The organism is Streptomyces sp. NPDC050732, assembly GCF_040654255.1.
Lineage (GTDB): Bacteria > Actinomycetota > Actinomycetes > Streptomycetales > Streptomycetaceae > Streptomyces.
In genome coordinates, this window is sequence record NZ_JBFAHP010000010.1 from 1 (window position 1) to 24,901 (window position 24,901).

General features: G+C 72.6%; 21 protein-coding genes and 1 rRNA gene. 15 read left to right on the forward strand and 7 right to left on the reverse strand.

The window, feature by feature from the left end; genetic code table 11:
* Positions 1-200 precede the first annotated feature (200 nt).
* Positions 201-317, forward strand: a 5S ribosomal RNA gene (gene rrf, locus AB0H82_RS11125).
* 119 nt (positions 318-436) lie between these two features.
* On the opposite strand, the gene AB0H82_RS11130 is transcribed toward rrf, so the two are convergent.
* On the reverse strand, positions 437-1,501 hold the full coding sequence (locus AB0H82_RS11130) for a hypothetical protein (RefSeq protein WP_362991554.1): 1,065 nt from the start codon (positions 1,499-1,501) through the stop codon (positions 437-439).
* On the opposite strand from AB0H82_RS11130, the gene AB0H82_RS11135 reads away from it, so the two are divergent.
* On the forward strand, positions 1,472-2,242 hold the full coding sequence (locus AB0H82_RS11135) for a hypothetical protein (RefSeq protein ID WP_362991522.1): 771 nt from the start codon (positions 1,472-1,474) through the stop codon (positions 2,240-2,242). The genes AB0H82_RS11130 and AB0H82_RS11135 overlap by 30 nt on opposite strands.
* 80 nt (positions 2,243-2,322) lie before the next feature.
* Here AB0H82_RS11135 and AB0H82_RS11140 read toward each other — a convergent pair whose 3' ends face one another.
* Complete coding sequence (locus AB0H82_RS11140) at positions 2,323-3,633, reverse strand: DUF1015 domain-containing protein (RefSeq protein WP_362991171.1); 1,311 nt, start codon at positions 3,631-3,633, stop codon at positions 2,323-2,325.
* 72 nt (positions 3,634-3,705) lie between these two features.
* On the opposite strand from AB0H82_RS11140, the gene AB0H82_RS11145 reads away from it, so the two are divergent.
* On the forward strand, positions 3,706-4,758 hold the full coding sequence (locus AB0H82_RS11145; RefSeq protein ID WP_362991173.1) for an HAD hydrolase-like protein: 1,053 nt from the start codon (positions 3,706-3,708) through the stop codon (positions 4,756-4,758).
* 547 nt (positions 4,759-5,305) lie between these two features.
* Here the strand turns inward: AB0H82_RS11145 and AB0H82_RS11150 are convergent.
* Positions 5,306-6,139, reverse strand: coding sequence for a siderophore-interacting protein (locus AB0H82_RS11150; protein WP_362991175.1), 834 nt, complete (start codon positions 6,137-6,139; stop codon positions 5,306-5,308).
* 101 nt (positions 6,140-6,240) lie between these two features.
* Here AB0H82_RS11150 and AB0H82_RS11155 point away from each other — a divergent pair, with 101 nt between their 5' ends.
* The 3 genes from AB0H82_RS11155 to AB0H82_RS11165 are packed head-to-tail and all read left to right on the forward strand — an operon-like array spanning position 6,241 to position 9,187.
* The gene (locus AB0H82_RS11155; RefSeq protein WP_362991177.1) at positions 6,241-7,284 is read left to right on the forward strand and encodes an iron chelate uptake ABC transporter family permease subunit; all 1,044 of its coding nucleotides are present in this window, start codon (positions 6,241-6,243) and stop codon (positions 7,282-7,284) included.
* Positions 7,281-8,309 (forward strand): iron chelate uptake ABC transporter family permease subunit, encoded by a 1,029-nt coding sequence (locus AB0H82_RS11160; RefSeq protein ID WP_362991179.1) that lies wholly within the window; start codon positions 7,281-7,283, stop codon positions 8,307-8,309. Before AB0H82_RS11155 ends, AB0H82_RS11160 begins: the two co-directional genes overlap by 4 nt.
* A complete protein-coding gene (locus AB0H82_RS11165) occupies positions 8,306-9,187 on the forward strand; it encodes an ABC transporter ATP-binding protein (protein ID WP_362991181.1) in 882 nt (293 codons plus the stop codon). Before AB0H82_RS11160 ends, AB0H82_RS11165 begins: the two co-directional genes overlap by 4 nt.
* Positions 9,188-9,206: 19 nt before the next feature.
* Here AB0H82_RS11165 and AB0H82_RS11170 read toward each other — a convergent pair whose 3' ends face one another.
* A complete protein-coding gene (locus AB0H82_RS11170) occupies positions 9,207-9,554 on the reverse strand; it encodes an alkyl sulfatase C-terminal domain-containing protein (protein WP_362991183.1) in 348 nt (115 codons plus the stop codon).
* A 42-nt stretch (positions 9,555-9,596) separates the two neighbouring features.
* Here AB0H82_RS11170 and AB0H82_RS11175 point away from each other — a divergent pair, with 42 nt between their 5' ends.
* Genes AB0H82_RS11175 through AB0H82_RS11185 form a run of 3 tightly spaced genes read left to right on the forward strand, consistent with a single transcriptional unit; the run spans position 9,597 to position 11,651 of the window.
* Positions 9,597-9,911, forward strand: coding sequence for a hypothetical protein (locus tag AB0H82_RS11175; RefSeq protein ID WP_362991185.1), 315 nt, complete (start codon positions 9,597-9,599; stop codon positions 9,909-9,911).
* 7 nt (positions 9,912-9,918) lie between these two features.
* On the forward strand, positions 9,919-10,734 hold the full coding sequence (locus AB0H82_RS11180; protein WP_362991187.1) for a TlyA family RNA methyltransferase: 816 nt from the start codon (positions 9,919-9,921) through the stop codon (positions 10,732-10,734).
* Between the two features lie 11 nt (positions 10,735-10,745).
* Complete coding sequence (locus AB0H82_RS11185; protein WP_362991524.1) at positions 10,746-11,651, forward strand: NAD kinase; 906 nt, start codon at positions 10,746-10,748, stop codon at positions 11,649-11,651.
* Positions 11,652-11,755: 104 nt separating this feature from the next.
* Here the strand turns inward: AB0H82_RS11185 and AB0H82_RS11190 are convergent, their stop codons facing one another.
* Entirely contained in the window at positions 11,756-13,111 is a 1,356-nt protein-coding gene (locus AB0H82_RS11190; RefSeq protein WP_362991189.1) for an FtsX-like permease family protein, read from the reverse strand.
* A 204-nt stretch (positions 13,112-13,315) separates the two neighbouring features.
* On the opposite strand from AB0H82_RS11190, the gene recN reads away from it, so the two are divergent.
* The 4 genes from recN (at position 13,316) to AB0H82_RS11210 (ending at position 18,318) form a co-directional block, all read left to right on the forward strand.
* Entirely contained in the window at positions 13,316-15,043 is a 1,728-nt protein-coding gene (gene recN / locus AB0H82_RS11195; protein ID WP_362991526.1) for a DNA repair protein RecN, read from the forward strand.
* 95 nt (positions 15,044-15,138) lie between these two features.
* Positions 15,139-15,918 carry a hypothetical protein gene (locus AB0H82_RS11200; RefSeq protein WP_362991191.1) on the forward strand — a complete coding sequence of 260 codons (780 nt, stop codon included), beginning with the start codon at positions 15,139-15,141 and terminating at the stop codon, positions 15,916-15,918.
* Between the two features lie 29 nt (positions 15,919-15,947).
* Positions 15,948-17,012, forward strand: coding sequence for a hypothetical protein (locus AB0H82_RS11205; RefSeq protein ID WP_362991193.1), 1,065 nt, complete (start codon positions 15,948-15,950; stop codon positions 17,010-17,012).
* A gap of 169 nt (positions 17,013-17,181) precedes the next feature.
* Positions 17,182-18,318: a glycosyltransferase family 4 protein gene (locus AB0H82_RS11210; RefSeq protein WP_362991195.1), complete on the forward strand. Its 1,137-nt coding sequence runs from the start codon at positions 17,182-17,184 to the stop codon at positions 18,316-18,318.
* Positions 18,319-18,336: 18 nt separating this feature from the next.
* Here AB0H82_RS11210 and AB0H82_RS11215 read toward each other — a convergent pair whose 3' ends face one another.
* A complete protein-coding gene (locus AB0H82_RS11215; RefSeq protein WP_362991197.1) occupies positions 18,337-19,980 on the reverse strand; it encodes a PucR family transcriptional regulator in 1,644 nt (547 codons plus the stop codon).
* Positions 19,981-20,062: 82 nt separating this feature from the next.
* A complete protein-coding gene (locus AB0H82_RS11220) occupies positions 20,063-21,874 on the reverse strand; it encodes a glycoside hydrolase family 15 protein (RefSeq protein ID WP_362991528.1) in 1,812 nt (603 codons plus the stop codon).
* Between the two features lie 443 nt (positions 21,875-22,317).
* Here AB0H82_RS11220 and AB0H82_RS11225 point away from each other — a divergent pair, with 443 nt between their 5' ends.
* Together AB0H82_RS11225 and AB0H82_RS11230 are read left to right on the forward strand one after the other, a co-directional pair.
* On the forward strand, positions 22,318-24,012 hold the full coding sequence (locus AB0H82_RS11225) for a CTP synthase (RefSeq protein WP_362991199.1): 1,695 nt from the start codon (positions 22,318-22,320) through the stop codon (positions 24,010-24,012).
* 85 nt (positions 24,013-24,097) lie between these two features.
* Complete coding sequence (locus tag AB0H82_RS11230) at positions 24,098-24,724, forward strand: NUDIX hydrolase (RefSeq protein ID WP_362991201.1); 627 nt, start codon at positions 24,098-24,100, stop codon at positions 24,722-24,724.
* Positions 24,725-24,901: the final 177 nt, after the last annotated feature.

Here is a 24,901-nt window from a genome sequence, read left to right on the forward strand (position 1 = left end):
AGATCTGGAAGCCCGGTAACGGGTGGAGGTGACTGGTACTAATAGGCCGAGGGCTTGTCCTCAGTTGCTCGCGTCCACTGTGTTGGTTCTGAAACAACGAACAGTTGTGTCGGCTGAACAGCGTCACTATCAAATTGAAAAGTGTGCTTGTTCGCTGCCCTGTTTGAGATCCTGTCTTTGATCAGGATATTTCATAGGGTTTCGGTGGTCATAGCGTGAGGGAAACGCCCGGTTACATTCCGAACCCGGAAGCTAAGCCTCAAAGCGCCGATGGTACTGCAGGGGGGACCCTGTGGGAGAGTAGGACGCCGCCGAACAATTTTTGGAGGACCCTTGGTCCCAGCGTCCACGCTGGGACCAAGGGTCCTTTTGTTTTTGTCGAAGCGCGCCGGCCTGCAGGCTGCGCGAGAATGACTGCGGTACCGAAGACTAGGAGTCACCGATGTCCCCCAACTCTCCCGACGAGCGACCGGAGCGCGAGCAGCGCAGCCGGGACGGTGGTGACCGGGGCGGATACCGCGGGGCTCCCCGTCGTGACAACGACCGTGGAGACCGTGGTGGTTTCCGTGGCCGCGACGACCGCCGTGACGGCAACCGGGGTGACAGCCGTGGCGACAACCGCGGGGGTGGCTACCGGGGTCGCGACGACAGCCGGGGCGACCGTCGCGAGGGCGACCGGGACCGCGGTGGGCGCCCCCCGTTCCGTCGTGATGAGCGGCCGAGCAGCGGTCCGCGTCGTGATGATCGTGACCGTGGTGGCTTCCGTGGCCGGGACGACCGTCGTGACGGTGACCGTCCGGCCTTCCGGCGCGACGACCGCCGCGATGGCGACCGTCCCGCTTTCCGACGTGACGACCGGCGCGACGATCGCAGGGACGATCGTCGTGATGACCGCCGTGACAACGACCGCGGTGGCTTCCGTCGCGATGACAACCGTGGTGGCGGCTTCCGCGGCCGCGATGACCGCCGCGACGGCGACCGAGGTGGGTTCCGTCGTGATGAGCGGCCGAGCAGCGGTCCGCGTCGTGATGATCGTGACCGTGGTGGCTTCCGTGGCCGCGATGACCGGCGTGACGGTGACCGTCCCGCCTTCCGGCGCGACGACCGGCGCGATGACCGTCGGGACAACGACCGCGGCGGTGACCGCGGTGGGTTCCGTCGTGATGAGCGGCCGAGCAGCGGTCCGCGTCGTGACGACCGGCCGTACGAGCGCAGGGACGACCGGCGTGACGACCGTCGGGACGGGGACCGCGGTGGGTTCCGTGGTGGGCGCGACGACAACCGTGGTGGCGGTGGCTACCGCGGGCGGGACGACCGCGGCCGTGACGACCGTGGGCGTGGGCCGCGCCGTGACGACCGTGGCGGGCGCCCCGGTGGGTTTCGTGGGCGCGACGACCGGCGTGACGGCGACCGCGGTGGATACCGTGGTGGGCGCGACGACCGGGACCGTGACCGCGAGCCCATCCGGCGGCTGCCGATCCCCGAGGACGTCACGGGTCACGAGATCGACAAGGACGTACAACAGGAGCTGCAGAGCCTCCCCAAGGGGCTTGCCGAGGACGTCGCCAAGAACCTGGTGATGGTCGCCAAGCTCATCGACGAGGACCCCGAGCAGGCTTACGCCTACTCTCGGATCGCCCTGCGGCTGGCCTCCAGGGTCGCCGCCGTGCGCGAGGCCGCCGGCTTCGCCGCGTACGCGAACCAGAAGTACAGCGAGGCGCTCGCCGAGTTCCGGGCCGCCCGGCGGATGACCGGCAGCGTCGAGCTGTGGCCCGTCATGGCGGACTGCGAGCGCGGGCTCGGCCGGCCCGAGAAGGCACTGGAGATGGCGGGCGCCCCCGAGGTGCACAAGCTCGACAAGGCGGGGCAGGTCGAGATGCGGCTCGTCGCCGCCGGAGCCCGCCGCGACATGGACCAGATCGACGCGGCCATCGTGACCCTGCAGAGCCCCGAGCTGGCGTCGAACTCCGTGCAGCCCTGGACCGCGCGACTGCGGTACGCGTACGCCGACGCGCTGCTCTCGGCCGGACGCGAGGACGAGGCGCGGGAGTGGTTCGCGAAGGTCATCGAGTCCGACAAGGACGGCAGCACCGACGCCTCGGACCGGCTCGCCGAGCTGGACGGCGTCGAGTTCGTGGACGCCCTGGGCGACGACGAAGGCGCTGTTGAGTCGGTCGGCGACGCCGACAGCCTTGACGATGGCGACGTCGACGTTGACGTCGACGAGCGCGAGAAGGACTGACGTAGGCAGTAAGTAGTAGGCCGAAAGGCAATAAAGGGCGGGCTCCCCTGGAGGGGGCCCGCCCTTTTGCGTGTTCGGGGTCAGAACGCGAGGTCGCGCAGGACCAGGCCCGACGCCGGCTTCGGGCCGAAGGATGTCGACTTGCGGGGCATCGTGACGCCCTGCCGGGCCAGGTCGCGGACCACCTCTTCGCGGACCGGGTGCATCAGGACCGCTGTGCCGCCGTCGCGCTCCGCCTTCTCGACCGTGGCCGCGGTGTCGTGGATGTACGCGATGTGTTCCGGGGTGTCGGGGATCTGCCACACGTGGTCGAGCAGGGTGGAGTGCAGGACCGTCGCGTCGAGGGTGCGCCAGGCCTCCGGGCGGTCGTCCCGGATCGTCCGGGCGAGGAGGTCAGGGGACGGGTGGTCCACGAGGTGGAAGGCTCCGTCGCCTGCGAGGACGAAGGCATTGCTCTTCGCCGCGGCCTCCGCCAGGGCTTCGAGGGCGTGGTCGAGCGGGCCCTCGACCGTACGTATGCGGAAGGAGTCACCGAGGGCCTGGAGAGCGTCGGCCACTGGCAGCCTGTGGAGGTAGCGGTGGATGGCACGGACTCGCAGCGGGTAGCGGGCGGTGTCCACCAGGAGGACGAGGCCGTAGTCCCAGGCGCTCGGTGACGGGTGCTCCGCACGGAGGCGTAGGTTGGTCGCCCAGCGGTGGTGGCCGTCCGCGATCAGGGCCTGGTGGTGGGAGAGGTCCGACTGGATCTCGGCGATCTCGGCGGGGTCCGTGACGGACCACAGGCGGTGGTGGAAGCCGTCCTCCGTAGTGGTCGACAGGAGAGGCTCGCGTTGGGCGGTCCGTTCGATGACGGCCCTCGCGCCGCTGGGCCCGGGGTGCCCGGACCCGTGCCCGTCGTCGCTGTCGTTGTCGCTGCGGTAGGTGAGGAGCAGCGGCTCCAGGTTGGCGGAGGTGGCCCGCATCAGGGCGGCGCGGTCCTCGACGACATGGGGCATGACGCCCTCGTGCGGCAGGACGATGCCGTCCGCTGCCTGCGACAGGCGGAGCGCGCCGATGACGCCGCGCTGCAGCATGTCGCTGTCGCGCTGTTCGTAGACGTACAGGCTGGGCTCGGTGTCGGGGGCGAGGATGCCCTCGGCGAGCCACGTCTGGAGGGTGGCCGCGGCCTGTTGGTTGCGGGCGGCCGGGGAGGTCGCCTGGGGGAGGATCAGCCGGACGATGTTGTGCGGGTCGGCGGACTCCAGGTGCAGCAGGCCGTCCGGGCGTACGACCACGTCGTACGGGGGTGAGGTCACCGCGGCGAGACTGCCGACCCGTTCGGGGACGTAGCGCACGCCCCGGAACGGGATCAGGTCGAGGCCGCTGTCGTCGGTGTGACCCGCTGTGTTCATTAGGGCATCGTATGTGTGTCAGTGGCATGAGCGATGATCGGGGGAGTGGGATCGAGCGAGGAGCGATGTGTAATGAGCCAGACCGCGGGCCGCAGTGCCGACAAGGGCGCGAGGACACGGCCGGAGGGCAGCGGTCGGGCCCTGAGTGAGGTCTATGACACGGCTCTGCTCGACCTGGACGGGGTGGTGTACGCGGGCGGCCGGGCCATCGCGCACGCGGTGGAGTCGCTGGGTACGGTGCGGGACAGCGGGATGCACCTCGCGTACGTCACGAACAACGCGCTGCGCACCCCGGACGCGGTGGCGGAGCATCTGACGGAGCTGGGCATCGCGACCGATGGCTCGGACGTCATCACGTCGGCGCAGGCCGTGGCCCGGCTGGTGAGTGAGCAGGTGCCCGAGGGGGCGCGGGTGCTGGTGATCGGCGGTGAGGGGCTGCGGGTCGCGCTGCGCGAGCGGGGCCTGGAGCCGGTCGACTCGGCCGATGACGACCCGGTGGCGGTCGTGCAGGGGTACGGGGGGCCGGACATGGCGTGGGGGCGCTTCGCGGAGGCCTGTTACGCGATCGCGCGCGGGGTGCCGTGGTTCGCTTCGAACACGGACCTGACGATCCCGAGCGCCCGAGGTATCGCGCCCGGCAATGGGGCGGCGGTCGAGGTCGTCCGGATCGCGACAGGTGCCGAGCCGCAGGTCGCGGGCAAGCCGCTGCCCCCGATGCACCGGGAGACGATCCTGCGGACCGGCGCTGAGCGGCCGCTGGTGGTGGGCGACCGGCTGGACACGGACATCGAAGGGGCGTTCAACGGAGAGGTGGACTCGCTGCTCGTGCTGACCGGTGTCACGGACGGCGCGCAGCTGCTGGCCGCGCGGCCCGAGCACCGGCCGACGTACGTGGACGCGGATCTGCGCGGCATGCTCACCGGCCAGCCGGATGTCACGCCTGTGGAGGGCGGGTTCGGCTGCGGCGGGTGGACCGCCTCGGTGCGCGGCGAGGAGCTCGCGCTGGACGGCGAGGGCGAGGCCATGGACGGGCTGCGGGCGCTGTGCGCGGCGGCCTGGACGCAGGCCGGCGACGGCGCGTGCGAGCTGGACGCGGGGAAGGCGTTGTCCCGGCTGGGGCTGTGAGTCTGTGTCGGGGGCGGCTGCGAGTCGCTGCCGGGGGCGGGCGTGGGTCCCGTGCCGGGGTGTGCAGCGCGCGTGGCGGGTGATGGTGTGTGCGGGCTGGATGTGGGGAATTGGCTGCCCCGGCTGGGGCTGTGAGTCCCTGCCGGGGGGGGCGTGGGTCCCGTGCTGGGATGCGCAGCGCGCGTGGCCGGTGAAGGTGTGTGCGGGCTGGACGTGAGGAGTGGGCTGCCCGGGCCCGGGTTCGGGCTCGGGCTTGGGCTGTGAGGTCCCGTCGGGGGATGTGGGCCCGCGCTGGCTGTGTGGCGTGCGGCCGGTGGCCGAGTGGGCTGTCCCGGGCTTGGGCTGTGAGGTTCCGCCGGGGGATGTGGGCCCGCGCTGGCTGTGTGGCGTGCGGCCGGTGGCCGAGTGGGCTGTCCCGGGATCGGGCTATGAGGTTCCGTCGGGGGCGTGGGCCCGTGGCGGGCTGTGTGGCTTGTGGGCGGGGGTGGGAAGCGCCCGCTCAGGAGGAGGGTCCTGGCGGGCGCGGTACCGGTGTGGCGGTTCGGCGTCAGGCGCTTTCGCCGCTGTCGATGAGCTGGTCCGTGGTCGTGCCCTTGCGCCAGTAGCCCGAGAACGACACCTTCTTGCGGTCGATGCCGCGTTCGCCGACGAGGTGGCGGCGGACGGCCTTGACGGTCGCGGACTCGCCGGCGATCCAGGCGTAGGGGGTGCCTTCGGGAAGGTCCGCCCCGCGGATCGCGGCTGTCGTGGCGCCCTCCCGGGTGAGCCAGTGGATCTCCGCGTCGGCCTCGGTGGGCAGGTCCTGGCGGTCGGCGAGATCGTGGACCTCGATCCAGACACGGGTCGGCATGCCCTGCGGGAGCTTTTCGAGGATGTTCGCGACGGCGGGCAGCGCCGACTCGTCGGCGGCGAGGAGCAGCCAGTCGGTGTCCTGCGGCGGACGGAAGTCGTACGCCGCGTTCTCCTCCTCGACCGGGCCGAGGACGCCGATGCGGGCGCCGGGGCGCGCGGTCCTGGCCCAGCTGGTCGCCGGGCCGTCGGCGGGGGAGGGCACCGGGTCGTGGACGGCGAAGTCGACGATCAGTTCGTCCGGGTCGCGGCGCAGTTGCCGGGTCGTGTACGTGCGCATGATGCCGCGCACCGAGGGGTCGAGGGCGCACCACGCGGCGTACCAGTCGGCGGTGTCCCCGGAGCCGGTGTCCGGCATCACCGGGCCGTCCTGGCCGGGGTGCGGCAGGAAGATCTTGATGCGCTGGTCGGGGCCGCCCGCCGCCATGCCGGACAGCTCGGCGCCGCCGAAGGTCACGCGGATCATGGCGGGGGTGACGTGCTCGGTGCGCAGCACCTGGACGTCGAAGTACCGGTACGGGGAGTCGGTCATCGCGGGGGCCTCGGGGAGCGCCGGGCTGCGTGCATGGGTGGTGCTTCTCTCGTCGGAGTCTCTCGTCGAAGTAGAGTGCGAGGGTAGGCTAACCTAACCCGGTGTTGGTCGACAGTCCCCCTGGAAGCCGCGCGGAGACCGCCCCCGCGCCCCCCGAACGCCGGGCGATACGCAGCGTCGGGCTGCTCGTCTCGGTGGCCGTCCTGCTGCTCGTCTTCCTGACGAGCGTCGCGGTCGGCGCCAAATCGATGTCCATGGACCAGGTCTGGCACGGGCTGTTCCACGACACGGGGACGTACGCGGACGTCGTGGTCGGCGAGCGGCTCGCGCGCAGCCTCCTCGGGGTCCTCGCCGGAGTCGCACTCGGCCTCTCCGGCGCTGTCCTGCAGGCGCTCACCCGCAACCCGCTGGCCGACCCCGGACTGCTCGGCATCAACCTCGGCGCCTCGGCCGCGGTCGTCAGCGCGATCAGCTTCTTCGGCGTCACCTCGCTGAGCGGCTACGTGTGGTTCGCGTTCGTGGGAGCGCTGCTCGTCGGCGTACTGCTCTACCTCCTCGGCGGTTCGCGCGGAGCGACCCCGGTGCGGCTCGCGCTGGCCGGGACCGCGCTCAGCGCGGCGCTCTACGGCTATCTGCAAGCCGTCATGATCATGGACGGCGCGGCGCTCAACAAGATGCGCTTCTGGACGGTCGGCTCCCTCGCCTCCGCCAACATGGACACCATCGAGCAGGTGCTGCCCTTCCTCGCGATCGGCACCGTGCTCGCCCTCGGCCTGGCCCGGCCGCTGAACGCCATGGCCATGGGCGACGACACCGCCCGCGCCCTCGGCGCCCACCTCACCCGTACGCGCGTCCTGGCGATGGCGGCGGCGACCCTGCTGTGCGGGGCCGCGACCGCCGCCTGCGGACCCATCGTGTTCGTCGGCCTGATGGTGCCGCACATCGTGCGCTCCTTCACCGGGCCCGACATGCGCTGGATCCTGCCGTACGCGGCGGTCCTCTCGCCGGTCCTGCTGCTCGGCGCGGACGTCGTCGGACGCGTCGTGACGCGGCCCTCGGAGCTCCAGGTGGGCATCGTGACCGCGGTCATCGGCGCGCCGGTCTTCATCTTCCTCGTACGCCGTCGGAAGGTGGCCCAGCTGTGAAGGCGATACGCACCAGGGGTGGCCTCTCCGTCCGGCTCGACATCCGCACGGCCGTGGTCGTCACCCTCCTCGTGGTCGCCGCGCTCACCGCGAGCGTCGTCCTGATCGGCACCGGTGACTTCCCCATCCCGGCCGCCGACGTCATCCGCACCCTGCTCGGCGACGGCGACGCCGGGCAGGAGTTCATCATCAACGACCTGCGGCTGCCGCGGGTCCTGGTCGGGCTCCTGGTGGGCGCGGCCCTCGGGCTCGGCGGCGCGCTCTTCCAGTCCATCGCCCGCAATCCGCTGGGCAGCCCCGACGTGCTCGGCCTCGGCCAGGGCTCGACCGCCGGGGCGCTCACCATGATCGTCCTGTTCCAGGGCAGCGCGGCCGAGGTCGCGGGCGGCGCGCTCGTCGGCGGTCTCGTCACCGGCCTCGCCATCTATCTGCTCGCCTGGAAGCGCGGCGTGCACGGCTACCGGCTCGTCCTCGTCGGCATCGGCGTCTCCGCGTTCATCACGGCCATCAACGGCTATCTGCTCACCAAGGCCGACTTCGTCGACGCCGCCCGTTCCGTGGTCTGGATGACCGGCTCCCTCAACGGCCGCGACTGGGAACAGGTGTGGCCCCTGCTCGTACTCTGCGCCGTCCTCGTACCTCTCGTACTCGTGTACGGGCGTCCGCTGCGGATGCTGGAGATGGGCGACGACGTCGCCAACTCGCTCGGCGTACGCGTCGAACGCACCCGCCTCGTCCTGCTGACGGCCTCCGTGCTGCTCACCGCGGCCGCCACCGCCGCCGCAGGACCGGTCAGCTTCGTCGCGCTCACCGCGCCGCAGCTGGCGCGCCGGCTCACGCGCTCGCCGGGCCCCAACCTCATGCCCGCCATGTTCATGGGCGCCACGCTCCTGATCGTCGCGGACTGGGCCTCGCAGCGGGCCTTCGGCGCGGACCAGCTGCCCGTCGGCGTCGTCACCGGCGTGCTCGGCGGCGTCTACCTGCTCTGGCTGCTCGTCACCCAGCGCAAGGCGGGACGGATATGAAGTCCCGCCCCGGACCCGCCACGAACCCGAACCAGCCCATGAACCAGAAGCAGGAGCGTGCTGCTGTGAACCGGCTCGTCGCCGACGACGTCACCCTCGGCTATGACCAGCGCGTCATCGCGTCGAAGCTGTCCGTCGAGATCCCCGACAACTCCTTCACCGTGATCGTCGGCCCCAACGCCTGCGGCAAGTCCACGCTGCTGCGCGCCCTGTCCCGGATGCTCAAGCCGTCCGCGGGCCGGGTGCTGCTCGACGGGAACGTCATCCAGTCGATGCCGGCGAAGAAGGTCGCCAAGACGCTCGGCCTCCTGCCCCAGTCGTCCATCGCGCCCGACGGCATCACGGTCGGCGACCTCGTCGCCCGCGGCCGCTACCCCCACCAGGGGCTGTTGCGGCAGTGGTCGGAGGACGACGAGCGGATCGTCGAGGAGTCGATGGCGTCGACCGGGGTGCGCGAACTCGCCGAGCGCTACGTCGACGAGCTCTCCGGCGGCCAGCGCCAGCGCGTCTGGATCGCCATGGCGCTCGCCCAGCAGACCCCCCTGCTGCTCCTCGACGAGCCGACGACCTTCCTCGACATCCAGCACCAGCTCGACGTCCTCGACCTCTGCGCCGAGCTCCACGAGGAGCAGGGCCGCACGCTCGTCGCCGTCCTGCACGACCTGAACCACGCCGCCCGCTACGCCACGCACCTCATCGCGCTGCGCGACGGCGCGGTGCTCGCCGAGGGGCCGCCGTCCGAGATCGTCACGGCGGAGCTGGTCGAGCAGGCCTTCGGGATCCAGTGCCGGGTCATCGACGACCCGGAGACGGGGACACCGCTGGTGATCCCGGCCGCCCGCGCCGGTCGGCGGGCCCCTGTTGCGGCGGCGACCTGAGCTACAGCAGCGACCTGAGCTACAGCAGGGACCGGAGCTTCAACAGGTCTCGGAAGCCCGCCTCCAGCCTGACCCGGCCGGAGGCCCAGGCCTTCGCGAAGTTGAGCTCGCCGCCCACCATCGACACCAGGTCGTCGCCCGTCATCGCGAGGCGGATCTCCGCCTTCTCGCGCGGCGGGCCCGGGTGGTCGTCGAGCACCGTGATCCGGCCGTTCTCAAGACGGCCGGTGAAGGTGGCGTCGAGGTCGGTGATGTGGCAGCTCAGCGAGCGGTTCAGCGCAGCGGCGCCGCGCACGTCGCCGTCGGCGGACGCGAGCGAGTCCGAGAGTCTGTCGAGTGCGGTACGGCACTCCGTCATGGTCGCCATCGTGATCGACCGTACCCCAGGCCCACGAGGTAGCGTCATGCCATGAGCGACTCATACGCGGGCCCCGGAGAAGGGGAGGCGGCGCGGCCGGAACCCGAGGTTCCGGACGAGCCGTCGTACGACCCCGCCGCCCCCGCGCCCCTCGGCGTCGAGCGCACCCCCACCGGCAACGCCGACGTGGACGCCTCCCTCGCCCGGCTCGGTGATGCCGACCACCTCGCCACGGACGGCCACGTCGAGGTGTACGAGGATGTACACCGGGGCCTGCGCGACGCGCTGACCGCACTCGACGCACGCCCCGGCCCACCGGCACCCACCGGGGCGCCGCCATCATCCTCGTACGACAACAGGAGCTGAACCGAACGTGGCAGGAGTGGCACGACGCCGCCTCGACGCCGAGCTCGTCCGCAGGAAGCTCGCGCGCTCGCGCGAGCACGCGAGCCAGCTGATCGCCGCAGGCCGGGTCGCGGTCGGCAAGACCGTCGCGACCAAGGCGGCGACCCAGGTCGAGACGGCCGCCGCGATCGTGGTCTCGCAGGACGACAGCGACCCCGACTACGTGTCGCGCGGCGGGCACAAGCTCGCGGGCGCCCTCGCCGCCTTCGTGCCGCAGGGCCTGACCGTCGAGGGGCGGCGCGCGCTGGACGCGGGCGCCTCCACCGGCGGCTTCACCGACGTGCTGCTGCGCGCGGGCGCCGCGCACGTCGTGGCCGTCGACGTCGGCTACGGCCAGCTCGCGTGGTCGCTCCAGAGCGACGACCGGGTCACCGTGAAGGACCGGACGAACGTACGTGAGCTGACGCTCGAAGCCATCGACGACATCCCCGTCGACGTGGTCGTCGGGGACCTCTCCTTCATTCCGCTCGGCCTCGTGCTGCCCGCCCTCGTGCGGTGCGCGGCGCCCGACGCGGACCTCGTCCTGATGGTCAAGCCGCAGTTCGAGGTGGGCAAGGAGCGGCTCGGCAGCGGTGGTGTGGTGCGCAGCGCCGAGCTGCGGGCCGACGCCGTGCGCGGGGTGGCACGGCAGGCGTGGGGGCTCGGACTCGGGGTGCGCGGCGTGACCGCGAGCCCGCTGCCCGGACCCTCCGGGAACGTCGAGTACTTTCTGTGGCTGCGCGCCGGGGCCGATGAGCTGGACCCGGCGGACGTTGACCGTGCCGTGGCGGAGGGGCCCCGTTGACCCAGACCCGAGTGACCCAGACCGGAACTCGTACCGTCTTCCTGCTCGCGCACACCGGACGGCCCGCGGCCATCCGCAGCGCCGAGCTCGTCGTCCAGGGGCTGCTGCGCAGCGGCATCGGCGTGCGGGTCCTGGACGCGGAGGCCGTGGACCTGACGCTGCCCGCCGAGGTCCAGACGGTCGAGGAGGCCACCGCCGAGTGCATCGACGACTGCGAGCTGATCGTCGTCCTCGGCGGTGACGGCACGCTGCTGCGGGGCGCCGAGTTCGCCCGGGCGTCCGGGGTGCCGATGCTCGGGGTGAACCTCGGGCGCGTGGGCTTCCTCGCGGAGGCCGAGCGGGACGACCTCGACAAGGTCGTCGACCGGGTGGTCACGAAGGCGTACGAGGTCGAGGAGCGCATGACGATCGACGTCGTCGTGCACCGCAACGGCGACGTCGTGCACCGCGACTGGGCGCTGAACGAGGCCGCCGTGCAGAAGGTGTCGCCCGAGCGGATGCTGGAGGTCGTCCTGGAGATCGACGGGCGGCCCGTCACCGGCTTCGGCTGCGACGGCATCGTGTGCGCCACCCCGACCGGTTCGACGGCGTACGCGTTCTCCGCCGGCGGGCCCGTGGTGTGGCCGGAGGTCGAGGCGCTGCTCATGGTCCCCATCAGCGCGCACGCCCTGTTCGCCAAGCCCCTTGTGACCTCGCCGGATTCCGTGCTCGCCGTCGAGGTGCAGCCGGACACACCGCACGGCGTGCTGTGGTGCGACGGGCGCCGGACGCTGGAACTTCCCTCCGGGGCGCGGGTGGAGGTGCGCAGGGGGGAGGTGCCGGTGCGGCTCGCTCGGCTGCACCATGCGTCGTTCACGGATCGGCTCGTCGCGAAGTTCGCGCTGCCCGTGTCGGGGTGGCGCGGGGCGCCGCACTAGGCCCTGCTCGGGGGTGGTGGGGTGCGTGGTGCTGTGCGGGCCGTCTGTGGCTGGTCGCGCAGTTCCCCGCGCCCCTGAAGGGGCGCCCTCTGTGCCCCCGACTTCTACGTCGAGCTGATCACGGAGATCGCTCGCCTCCGTGTCGCCGCCTGTACAGGAACGCCCGTCGCCAGCAGGGTGAGGAGCAGCGTGCCCGCCGCCACGCCCGTCGGTACGGGCCACGGCAGGTACGGCAGCGCCGAGCCGAAGGCCGTGCTGAGGATCGGGGCCAGCGTCCCGAGCGCGATCGCGCCGCCGAGCAGCAGCGCCGTGCCCGCGACGACCAGGGCCTCCCAGGCCGCCATGGCCCCCACCTGCCCCCGTCGGCTGCCGACGACCCGCAGCAGCGCCACGTCGCGGCGGCGCTCGAACGAGATCATGGCGAGGGTGTTCGCCGCGGCGATGGCGGCGAAGCCCGCGTACAGCCCCGTGCCCACGTAGTCGAGCCAGACCTCGCCCGGGCTGCCCGCGGAGCCGGTGTGGTGCTGGGCCGTCGTATGCATGCCGATCTTGGTGAGGCCGAAGCCCACGACCAGGACGAGCGGGACGACCGCGGCGGAGAAGCGGCGGGGCTGCGAGCGGACGTTGAGCATCGCCAGGCGTGCGCTGGGGCCGAACCGGCCGAGGGCCGCCGAGACCAGCCAGGCCGCGGGGCCGATGATGCGCGGGCCGAGCAGTCCGGTGCCGACGCAGAAGAGGATGAGGACGAGGAAGGCGCCCTCGCTCGCCTCGTCCGCGGGCTGCTCCGCCAGGAGTACGGAGACGAAGCAGGCCCCCGCCACCGCGAGTACGCCGAGCGGCGCCCGCAGGACGCCGAGCCCACGACGGCCCGTGGCGGCCTCGCTCAGGGCGCGGGCCGGGCGGAGCAGCGAGAACCGCAGCGCGGACAGGAGCGCGGCGACGGTCGTCGTCACCACGGCCACGCCGACACACACCGGCAGGGCGAGCCAGCTGAAGCGGAAGGTCGCCTCGGCGGGGAGCAGGCCGTGGGCGACCATGCCGGCGTGCCACCACCGGGCTCCGAGGCCGCCGAGCACGAAGCCGGCGAGCGCGGCGGGAACCGACGCGGCGAGGGCCTGGACGGCCACCGCGCGGCGGACCTGGCGGGGCTTGGCGCCGATGGAACGCACCAGCGCGAGCTCGCGGTGCTGCTGCGCGACGGCCGTGCCCATCGTCGAGACGACCACGAATATCGACATGTAGATGGAGCCGATCAGAAGGACGATCGCCATGTCGCCCACGCCGTTCTCCGTGATCTGCCTGCGGGCAGATGCGGAGAGCCCGGCGCGGTCGGCGCTCGTCGTACCGAGCATCATCGTCGACGCGCTCACGACGGTCGCCGCGAAGAGCGCGGCCACGGCCGTGCCCACAAATGCCGGGCGGTGCGCGTGCAGCGCCGCCCGTGCCAGTCCTGTTCCCATGTGGATCATGGTCTCCGCGGGCGTGGGCGCGGAGCCATGCGGCGAGCTGGTGGATCTTGCTGGGGATAACCCCACCCCCCTCCACTCCAGCGGGTGACAGCGGCCGCGGATGCGCCGCTTCCACCTGCGCCTTCACGGCCGGAGGCCAGGGCCCGTCGCACACCGGGCCCCGGACCTCGTAAGGTCGTGTCCGTGTTGGAGGAGATGCGGATACGGTCGCTCGGAGTCATCGACGACGCGGTCGTCGAGCTGTCGCCGGGCTTCACCGCCGTGACGGGTGAGACCGGTGCGGGCAAGACGATGGTGGTCACCAGCCTTGGCCTGCTGCTCGGCGGTCGCGCGGATCCCGCCCTGGTGCGGATCGGCGCGAAGTCGGCGGTGGTGGAGGGGCGCATCGCCGTGCCCGCCGACGCCGCGGCGGTCGTGCGTGCCGAGGAGGCCGGGGCCGAACTCGACGACGGCGCGCTGCTGATCAGCCGGACCGTCTCGGCGGAAGGGCGCTCGCGGGCGCACCTGGGCGGGCGCTCGGTGCCGGTCGGCCTGCTCTCCGAACTCGCCGACGACCTCGTCGCCGTGCACGGCCAGACCGATCAGCAGGGCCTGCTCAAGCCCGCCCGGCAGCGCGCCGCCCTCGACCGGTACGCGGGCGACGCGGTCTCCGTGCCGCTCGCCAAGTACACGGCCGCCTACCGCAGGCTGCGGGCCGTCACCACCGAGGTCGAGGAGATCACCACGCGCGCGCGGGAGCGCGCCCAGGAAGCGGATCTGCTCCGCTTCGGCCTCGACGAGATCGCGGGGGTCGAGCCGCGCGCGGGCGAGGACGTCGAACTCGCGGCCGAGGCCGAGCGGCTCGGCCACGCGGAGGCCCTCGCCTCCGCCGCCACCGCCGCGCACGCCGCGCTCGCGGGCAACCCCGAGGACCCCGAGGTCGTCGACGCCTCGACGCTGGTCGCGGGCGCCTCGCGGGCCCTCGAAGCCGTACGCTCCCACGACCCCGCCCTGTCCGCCCTCGCCGACCGCCTCGGCGAGATCGGGATCCTGCTGGGCGACGTGGCGGGCGAGCTCGCCGGATACGCCGACGACCTGGACGCCGACCCGCTGCGGCTCTCCGCCGTCGAGGAGCGCAGGGCCGCGCTGACGCAGCTCACCAGGAAGTACGGCGCGGACATCGACGCCGTGCTCGCCTGGGCGGAGGAGGGCGCGGCGCGCCTCACCGAACTGGAGGGCGACGACGACCGGTTGGGGGAGCTGACCGCAGAGCGGGACGCGCTGCGCACCGAACTCGCCGGGCTCGCGCAGGCGTTGACCGACGCGCGGCAGGAGGCGGCGTCGCGGTTCGCCGCCGCCGTCACCGAGGAGCTCGCCTCGCTGGCGATGCCCCACGCGCGCGTGTCGATCGCCATCAGCAGCACGGAGGTGCCCGAGGGGTCCGACGGCGTGCAGGTCGACGGCCGCACGGTCGCGTACGGCCCCGCGGGCGTCGACGAGGTCGAGCTGCTCCTCGCCCCGCACCCGGGCGCCCCGCCCCGGCCCATCGCCAAGGGCGCGTCGGGCGGTGAGCTGTCGCGCGTGATGCTCGCTGTCGAGGTGGTCTTCGCGGGCACGGACCCGGTCCCCACGTACCTCTTCGACGAGGTCGACGCGGGCGTCGGCGGCAAGGCGGCGGTCGAGATCGGCCGGCGCCTGGCACGCCTCGCCAAGTCGGCGCAGGTCGTGGTCGTCACGCATCTGCCGCAGGTCGCGGCCTTCGCCGACCGGCAGCTGCTCGTCGAGAAGACGAACGACGGAATGGTGACCCGCTCCGGAGTCCAGGTCCTGGAGGGCGAGGCCCGGGTGCGGGAGCTGTCGCGGATGCTGGCGGGCCAGGAGGACTCCGAGACGGCCCGGGCACACGCGGAGGAACTGCTGGCCACGGCCCGGGGCGACGGCTGACCCCTGAGAGCCTATCTGCGAACCCCCGCCTGCGCGCCGCGCGAACGACGGGGGTTCGAAGACAGGCTCTGAGCCGGGGGACATAGGGTGACGCAATGATCGAATCCACGTCCGGACGGCGGCTCGGCGCCCTGCTCGCCGCTGCCGCCGTCACCCGTGCCGCGACCGCCGCGCTGCGCTCGCGCCCGCCCGGCGGAACCGCCCGGTGGACGCGGCGGAACTACGCGGGACGGACCGTCGAGCTGTACGCAGGGCCCGCTGCCGCCGTCGGCGCCGCGGCCGGTGCCGCCGTGCTGCCGGCCGGTCCGCGGGGGGCCGCCGCCCTGGCCGTGCTCGCGGCCGGTGCCTGCGGGGCGTACGACGACGTGGCGGGAGCCGGTGACCCGCGCCGCGGGTTCCGCGCGCATCTCGGGGCGCTGCGGAGCGGCGAGGTCACCAGCGGTGCCGTGAAGCTGTTCGGCATCTCGGCGGCGGGGGCCGCCGCCGGGGCGCTGCTCAAGGAACGTCCCCTGGACAAGGCCCTCGCGGGTGTGGTGATCGCCGGGGCCGCGCACTTCGTGAACCTCGTCGACGTGCGGCCGGGGCGGGCCTGCGCGACCGTGCTGGCGCTCGCCGCGCCGGGGCTGCTGCGCAAGGGTCCTGGCGCGGTCGTCGCCGCCGCGTCCATGGGGGCCGCGGCAGCCGTGCTCCCCGACGACATCGGTGAGCGCGCGATGCTCGGCGACGCCGGCGCACACGCACTGGGCGCGGCCCTCGGCACCGCCGTCGTCGCGGGCAACGGGCGTGCGGGTCTGGTCCTGCACGCCGCGGCGCTGGTGGCCGCGGCGGTGTACGGCGACGAGGTCAGCCGGGCGGCGGGGGCGGACCTCGGCTGACTGAGGGGCCGGGGCAAGGGGGAGGACAGATGGCTGTGTTCGCGTGCGTGCGGTGCGATGCCGTGCTGACCCGTCCCGTCGAGCGGGTCGCGCTTCCCGTGCGGGCCCGTCAGAAGTACGGACACGACCTGCTGCCCGCGCTCATGGAGTCGGGGACGTACGCCGTCGACCCGGAGCCGTCCGGGCCGCCCTGGCGCCCGTGGAGCGAGATCGGGGCCGAGGAAGCGGCGGCGCGAGGCGTCTTCGCGCCCGAGTTCAGCCTGTCCTTCGGTGCTCCTGGCGCCGTCGTCGTCGCACCGGGGGACACCTGCGGCACCGTCCTGATCCCCGAGCGGTGCGACGGCTACTGCATCGGCCTCGACGGGCGGGCCGGTCCGAACCTCGCCTGCGCCCACTGCGGCAGTGAGGTGGCGACCCGCGTCGACGACTGCTCGTACTGGCAGGTGGTGTGGTTCGTGCCGGACGCCGTCCGCCGCGTACCCGATGACGGTCCCGATGACGGCCCCGAGCACGCGGGGGCCGACTGGGAGGTGCTGGCGGAGGAGCACCAGGGGGCGCCGCCGATCGAGCCGTGGGGGTCGTGGAACGCGCGGTGGGAGGCGGCCGTCGGAGCGGCGCTGGCGCAGCTGCTCGCGGTCTCGGCGGGCGCGCGGGTGGCTCTTCCCGACGGCGTCCTGGAGGACACCTTCGGCCGTGCGCTCGACGCGCTGTTCCCGCCGGCCCCCGTGCGGAGGCGAGCCGTCCTGGCCGGCCCGGGGCTGCCCCCGGCCGCCGCGGACATCGCCGTGGTGCCGCGGCACCCGCGGACGGGCGAGGTCTGGCAGCCGCCCGGCACCATGGCCGCCGTGCCGCTCGAAGCCGACGTGTGGCTGTCCATGGCCTTTCCGCGCGTAGAGCTGCCCGTCCCCGTGGCGGGCGGCATGCCGGACGGCGTCTTCCGCGACGACCCGCTGCCGCCGTACCCCTTCCGACTGTTCACGCCCGACCGTGGGGTGTTCCTCAGTACGTTGGCGCGGCTGCCCGCCGTCCGTGAACCCTGGCTCCGCGAGATCTACGACCGTTTCCAGGGCGCCCCGTACGCGTGTCCGTTCTGAACATCCATCACCCATGTGGGTGATCCCGCCCGCGGAGTTGCCCGTCCAAATGCGGAAGTGACCTTTCGGCAGTGCCGGAACGTCCGTACGGACTGGCATCCTTGGCGCAGCATCTGCCCGAGTACCAGTCCGAAGCACCGCCCGACGCAGACCCAGGAGCCCCGGCCACGTGAGCCACGTGAGCAGCCACTCGCCGCACGGACAGACGCCGCTGCACACCGTTCAAGTTCTCGGCGGAGGCAGCGCGGGCAGCAGCGCGCACGTCAGGTCACTGGCCGCTGGACTCACCGCCAGGGGCGTGCGGGTCACCGTGTGCGCCCCCGAGGAGGCCGCCCGCACCTACGGCCTCACAGGAACCGGCGCCCGGCACGTCCCCGTGCCCCGCAGCAGCGACCCCGCCGCCGTGGCCGCTCTCCGCACGGCCTGCGCCGACGCCGACCTCGTCCACGCGCACGGGCTGCACGCCGGGCTCCGCGCCGCCGTCGCCCTCACCGGGCGCCGCACCCCGCTCGTCGTCACCTGGCACACCCGCGCACACGCCGAGGGGGCGCGCGCCCGCCTCCTGCGCCTCCTGGAGCGGCGCGTCGCGAAAGCCGCGGCCGTCGTCCTCGGGGCCTCGTCCGACCTCGTCGACCGGGCCCGCATCAGGGGCGCGCGCGACGCCCGCCTCGCGCCCATCGCACTGCCCGCGCCGCGCCGCCCGGACACGACGGAGGAGCCCGACTGCCTGCTCCACAAGGCCCGCGCCGAACTCGGCGCCGTGGACCGGCCGTTGATCCTGGCCGTCGGCGCCCTCGAACAGAACCATGGATACGACGTACTCCTCGACGCCACACGCGCGTGGCGCCATCTGGACCCGCTGCCGCTCCTCGTCGTCGCGGGGGAGGGGCCCGAACGGGCCGCCCTGCAGCGCCGCATCGAGGACGAACAGCTCCCGGCCCGCCTCGTCGGGCGGCGCGACGACGTCCCCGAACTCCTCGCGGCCGCCGACGTCGCGGTGCTGCCCAGCAGTTGGGAGTCCCGCTCCGTGCTCGCCCAGGAAGCCCTCCACGCCCGCGTGCCGCTCGTGGCGACTGCGGTGGGCGGCGTGCCCGAACTGGTCGGGGACGCGGCGGAACTCGTGGCGTACGGCGACGCGGAGGCCCTCGCCACCGCGGTCGTACGCCTCCTCGCCGACCCCGTCCGCCGGGCGGAGCTGAAGGATCGGGGCGCGGCCCAGGCCGCCACCTGGCCGACCGAGGACGACACGGTCACCCAAGTCCTCAGCGTCTACGACGAGTTGACCCAGCCACTGCCGTACAGCTGACCGCACCGAGGGGTCACGTCACGCCACGTGTCTGCGCGCCCGCAGCGCCAGGCTCAGCGCGAGCACCGTCTGCGGATCGTCGAGATCGGTGCCGAGGAGTTCGCTGATCCGGGCGAGACGGTTGTAGAGGGTCTGCCGGTTCAGGTGCAGCTCGCGGGCCGTCTCCGCCTTGCGGCCCGCGTGCGCCAGATACGTCTGCAGCGTGGGCAGCAGCGGCGGCTTCGAACGCTGGTCGTGGGCCCGCAGCGGGCCGATCGCCCGGTCCACGAACGCCGCGAGGACCCCGTCCTCGTCGTGCCGGTGCAGCCGCCACAGCAGCAGATCGATGTCGAGCCGCCGCGCGTCGTACCAGGGGCGGTCGGAGAGCCCCTGCGCGGCCGTCGCCGTCTCCGCCGCGTGCCGCAGACCCGCCGACGCCGCCGCCCAGCCGCCCGCGACCCCGACCACCACGACCGGCGGCTGCGCCCCGGGCCGCCGCATCCCGGCCCGCTCGACGCCGGCCCGCAGCGCGGCGGCGACCCGGTCGGCGACCGCGGTCCGCTCGGACTCCGACCGCAGGCCGAGCAGTACCGGCACACGGCCCTCGACGGGACGCACACCGAGCAGCGCGGGCACTCCCACCGACGCGAGCTCCTCCGCGACCGCCCGGGCGAGCACCGCCCAGCCGCCGCCGGTCGGCAGCCCGTCCGCGAGCCGCATCACCACCGGCAGGAGCGGGCTGTCGGCCGAGCCCGGCTTGAAACCGAGGACGCGCGCCTGCGCGGGGGCGTCCTCGGCGGTGATCCGCCCCTCCGCGAGGTCGGTGAGGAAGTCGCCCCGGCCGCGCGCCGCGAGCTCCTCCTCCTGGCGGGCCTGCATCAGCACCACCGCGAGGCTGCTCGCCGCACGCTCCGCGGCGATGCGGTGCACCGGCAGCGGCGCCGACTCCACGGCGAGCAGCACGAGCCGGGCCCGCACCGAGCCGCCGCCGGGGCCGCCGCCCGGCACGTCCACGATGACCGCGCTCGCGGGCGGCCCCTCCCGGTCGACGGCACGGCCCCGCAGCCCCTCCCACACCTGGAGCGGGTCCGCGCACTCGGTGCCCGCCCCCGCGGCGTACAGGAGCTGCCCGTCCGCCGTCTCCAGGAACACCGGGTTGCCGCTGAACTCGGCGAGGACGGCGAGGACCTGCGGTATGCCGCCCCCGCCGAGCAGCGCCTCCGTGCAGCGCCGGTGGACCTCCTCGGCCCGCTGGAGCAGCGCGTAGTGGCCGTTGACGATCTCGGTGTGGACCTCTTCGGTGACCGTCACGAACGGCACCTCGCGGTGCAGCTGCACCAGCGGGAGACCGGCCGCGCGCGCCGTCTCCACGATCGCCGCGGGCAGCCGGGTGAAGCGCGGCCCGAGCTCGACGACGAGTGCCGCGATGCCCCGTTCGGCGAGCTTGCGCACGAAGGAGCGTTGCTCGGCCGGGCGGGCGCCGAGCCCGAGCCCCGTGGTGAGCAGCAGCTCGCCGCCCTTCAGCAGCGAGGCGATGTTGGGCACCTCGCCCGCGTGCACCCACCGCACCGTCCGCTGCAGCCGCTCCGCGCCCGCCACGACCTCGGGGAGCCCACCGCGCAACCCCGGAAGTTCCAGCGCGCGCTGCACGGTGATGCCGCCCTGATTGCCCTGACTGTCCATGGCGCGGACGCTACCGGGGCACTTGTCCGGCGGGCATCCCGGGTGCCCGTCATCCGGAGCGCCCCGGTCCGCCCGACGGGCCTCAGCCCCCGTACGCCCCCGACGCCGTCAGCCGCAGCGCCGTGTCGATCAGCGGCACGTGGCTGAACGCCTGCGGGAAGTTGCCCACCTGGCGCTGCAGCTTGGAGTCCCACTCCTCGGCGAGGAGCCCCAGGTCGTTGCGGAGCGCCAGGAGCTTCTCGAAGAGCTTGCGGGCCTCGTCGACCCGGCCGATCATCGCGAGGTCGTCGGCCATCCAGAACGAGCAGGCCAGGAACGCCCCCTCGTCGCCTTCGAGGCCGTCCACGCCCTCGTCGTCGCCGGCCGTGGGGTAGCGCAGGATGAAGCCGTCCGGCGTCGAGAGTTCCCGCTGGATCGCCTCGATCGTGCCGATGACCCGCTTGTCGTCGGGCGGCAGGAAGCCCATCTGCGGAATCAGCAGCAGCGAGGCGTCCAGCTCCTTGGAGCCGTACGACTGCGTGAAGGTGTTCCGCTCCTTGTCGTAGCCCTTCTCGCACACGTCCCGGTGGATGTCGTCGCGCAGTTCGCGCCACTTCTCCAGCGGGCCGTCCGCGTCACCGGACTCGATGAGCTTGATGGTGCGGTCCACGGCGACCCAGGCCATCACCTTCGAGTGCACGAAGTGGCGGCGCGGGCCGCGCACCTCCCAGATGCCCTCGTCCGGCTCGTCCCAGTGGTCTTCCAGATAGCGGATCAGCTTGAGCTGGAGGAGTGAGGCGTAGTCGTTGCGGGTCAGGCCGGTCATGTGGGCCAGATGGAGGGCCTCGGTGACCTCGCCGTACACATCGAGCTGCAGCTGGCCCGCCGCGCCGTTGCCCGCCCGGACCGGCTGTGAGCCCTCGTACCCCGGCAGCCAGTCCAGCTCCGTCTCGCCGAGCTCGCGCTCGCCCGCGATGCCGTACATGATCTGCAGGTTCTCCGGGTCGCCCGCCACCGCGCGCAGCAGCCACTCGCGCCAGGCGCGGGCCTCCTCGCGGTAGCCCGTGCGCAGCAGCGACGACAGCGTGATCGCGGCGTCGCGCAGCCAGGTGAAGCGGTAGTCCCAGTTCCGCGAGCCTCCGACGTCCTCGGGCAGCGAGGTGGTGGGGGCCGCGACGATGCCGCCGGTCGGCGCGTACGTCAGTGCCTTGAGCGTGATCAGCGAGCGGATCACGGCCTCGCGGTACGGGCCGTGGTACGTGCAGTGGTCGACCCACTCCCGCCAGAAGTCCTCCGTCGCGGTGAGCGCCGCCTCGGGCTCCGCGAGCGCGGGCTGTTCCTTGTGCGAGGGCTGCCACGAGATGGTGAACGCGATCCGCTCACCCGGCGAGACCGTGAAGTCGGCGTAGGTGGTGAGGTCCTTGCCGTAGGTCTCTGCGGTGGTGTCCAGCCAGACCGAGTCGGGGCCCGCGACGGCCACCGTGCGCCCGTCGAACTTGTGTACCCAGGGCACCACGCGGCCGTAGCTGAACCGCATCCGCAGGGCCGAGTGCATCGGCACCCGGCCGGTGACGCCCTCCACGATCCGCACCAGCTGCGGCGAGTCGCTGCCGCGCGGAGGCATGAAATCGATCACGCGGACCGTGCCGCGTGGCGTGTCCCACTCGGATTCCAGCACCAGTGAGTCGCCGCGGTAGGTGCGGCGCGCGGCAGTGGGTGGCTGCGCGTCCGGGCCGTACGCGGGCCCGAGGCGCCAGAAGCCGTGCTCCTCGGTGCCCAGCAGGCCGGCGAAAACGGCGTGGGAGTCGAAGCGGGGCAGGCACAGCCAGTCGACTGTGCCGTCCCGGCAGACCAGGGCGGCGGTCTGCATGTCTCCGATGAGTGCGTAGTCCTCGATGCGCCCGGCCACGTCTATCTCCAGTCGAACGGCCACGTTCGCCCCGCGGGGCGCTTACAGATCAGGGGTCAAGTGATCATTGCCGAGCGCTTGTTCCGGGTGCAAGGCGGGATGATGCCGTGTGCCGGATGGGCTCGGCAGCGAGTGTTTGAGCAGGATACGACGCACCCCGGTGATCCGCGCGCCCCTCCCGGCAACGATGCTGCGCCGAACGGGTGAGCGCCAGGTGAGAGCGGGTGCGGGCGGGAAAAAGTGGGGGCGTGCGAGTCCGGTGACGGAGTTGTGTGCGCCTGGTGGCGGTGCGTGGCCGGAAGCAGCCTCGTTCCGTCGCTGATACCCTGGTAGCCCGTGAGCCGGTGGTCATAGAACCCCCGAACCGCAGCGACGACACCTCCCCGAATCCCTGGTGAGGACGTCGGTACGCACCTCCAGACCGCGACCACGGGAGCCCCCTCTTGGCCATGCAGCCCGCTGCTTTCCGAAACAGCACAGCCACGACGACCAAGCACATCTTCGTCACCGGGGGTGTCGCCTCCTCGCTCGGTAAGGGTCTGACGGCGTCCAGTCTCGGCGCGCTGCTCAAGGCTAGGGGCTTGCGCGTCACGATGCAGAAGCTCGACCCGTATCTGAACGTGGACCCCGGCACGATGAACCCCTTCCAGCACGGTGAGGTGTTCGTCACCAACGACGGCGCGGAGACCGACCTCGACATCGGTCACTACGAGCGCTTCCTCGACGTCGACCTCGACGGCTCGGCGAACGTGACCACCGGCCAGGTCTACTCCCAGGTGATCGCCAAGGAGCGGCGCGGCGAGTACCTCGGCGACACCGTCCAGGTCATCCCGCACATCACCAACGAGATCAAGCACCGCATCCGCCGCATGGCGGCCGACGACGTCGACGTCGTGATCACCGAGGTCGGCGGCACGGTCGGCGACATCGAGTCGCTGCCGTTCCTGGAGACCGTCCGCCAGGTCCGCCACGAGGTCGGCCGGGACAACGTCTTCGTCGTGCACATCTCCCTGCTGCCCTACATCGGCCCCTCCGGCGAGCTGAAGACCAAGCCGACCCAGCACTCCGTCGCCGCCCTGCGCAACATCGGTATCCAGCCGGACGCGATCGTGCTGCGCGCCGACCGCGAGGTGCCGACCGCGATCAAGCGCAAGATCTCGCTGATGTGCGACGTCGACGAGGCCGCCGTGGTGGCCGCCATCGACGCCAAGTCGATCTACGACATCCCGAAGGTGCTCCACACCGAGGGCCTCGACGCGTACGTCGTGCGCAAGCTCGACCTGCCGTTCCGCGACGTCGACTGGACCCAGTGGGACGACCTCCTCGACCGGGTGCACAACCCGAAGCACGAGGTCACCGTCGCGCTGGTCGGCAAGTACATCGACCTGCCCGACGCCTACCTCTCGGTGACCGAGGCGATGCGCGCGGGCGGCTTCGCGAACAAGGCCCGCGTCAAGGTCAAGTGGGTCACCTCCGACGAGTGCAAGACCCCGGCGGGCGCCAAGAAGCAGCTCGGCGACGTCGACGCGATCCTGATCCCCGGCGGCTTCGGCGAGCGCGGCGTCGACGGCAAGGTCAGCGCCATCCGGTACGCCCGCGAGAACAAGGTGCCGCTGCTCGGCATCTGCCTCGGCCTGCAGTGCATCGTCATCGAGGCGGCCCGCAACCTCGCGGACATCCCGGACGCCAACTCCACGGAGTTCGACGCCGCCACCGCCCACCCGGTGATCTCCACCATGGCCGAGCAGCTCGACATCGTCGCGGGCGAGGGCGACATGGGCGGCACGATGCGCCTCGGCATGTACCCGGCCAAGCTGGCCGAGGGCTCCATCGCGCGTGAGGTGTACGACGGCAAGGAGTACGTGGAGGAGCGCCACCGCCACCGCTACGAGGTGAACAACTCCTACCGCGCCGACCTGGAGAAGAAGGCGGGCATCCAGTTCTCCGGCACCTCCCCGGACGGCAAGCTCGTGGAGTACGTCGAGTACCCGCGCGAGGTGCACCCCTACCTGGTCGCCACCCAGGCGCACCCGGAGCTGCGCTCGCGCCCGACGCGCCCGCACCCGCTCTTCGCCGGCCTGGTGAAGGCCGCCGTCGAGCGCCAGCAGCGCGAGCAGAAGTCCGGCGGCAAGTCGGGCAAGTAACACCGGAGCGATACGGTTGCCGGGGTGTGCGTCTTCCGAGGCGCACACTCCGGTTTCTTTTTGCACGTGTGGGAGGACAGGGCACATGACGATCAAGGACACCGCCGAGGAGTGGCAGGTCACGGCGACGGAGACCCCCTTCGTCGGGAACAAGACCTCCGTGCGCACCGACGACGTGGTCATGCCCGACGGAACGGTCGTCCGCCGCGACTACCAGGTCCACCCCGGCTCGGTGGCCGTCCTCGCGCTCGACGGCGAGGGCCGCGTCCTGGTCATCCGCCAGTACCGCCACCCGGTCCGTCAGAAGCTCTGGGAGATCCCCGCGGGCCTTCTCGACGTCCCCGGCGAGAACCCGCTGCATGCCGCCCAGCGCGAGCTCTACGAAGAGGCGCACGTCAAGGCCGAGGACTGGCGTGTCCTCACCGACGTCTACACCACCCCCGGCGGCTGCGACGAGGCCGTACGGATCTTCCTCGCCCGCGATCTCTCCGAGGCCGAGGGCGAGCGCTTCGAGGTCTCCGAGGAGGAGGCCGACATGGAGCTCGCCCGGATCCCCCTCGAAGAGCTCGTACGGGGTGTGCTCGCCGGCGAGCTGCACAACAACTGCCTGGTGGTGGGCGCGCTGTCGCTGCACGCGGCCCTCAACGGCGACGGCCTGTACGCGCTGCGCCCGGCCGAGGCCCCCTGGCCGGCCCGGCCCTTCGAGGCGTAGAACCGCTCCGTGGAACCCCTCAGGGCCTTCCGATATGACGATCTGCTGATCCGATCGGGTGACTTGTGCGTGCTGCGCGACCGGGTGGGACGCAGGGCCTGAACTAGGCTCTGAAAGCGTCCCGCCCGGAGTCCCGGCGGGTTCGTGCGCAGGCGGACGGGAGCGTGGCCCGTGACG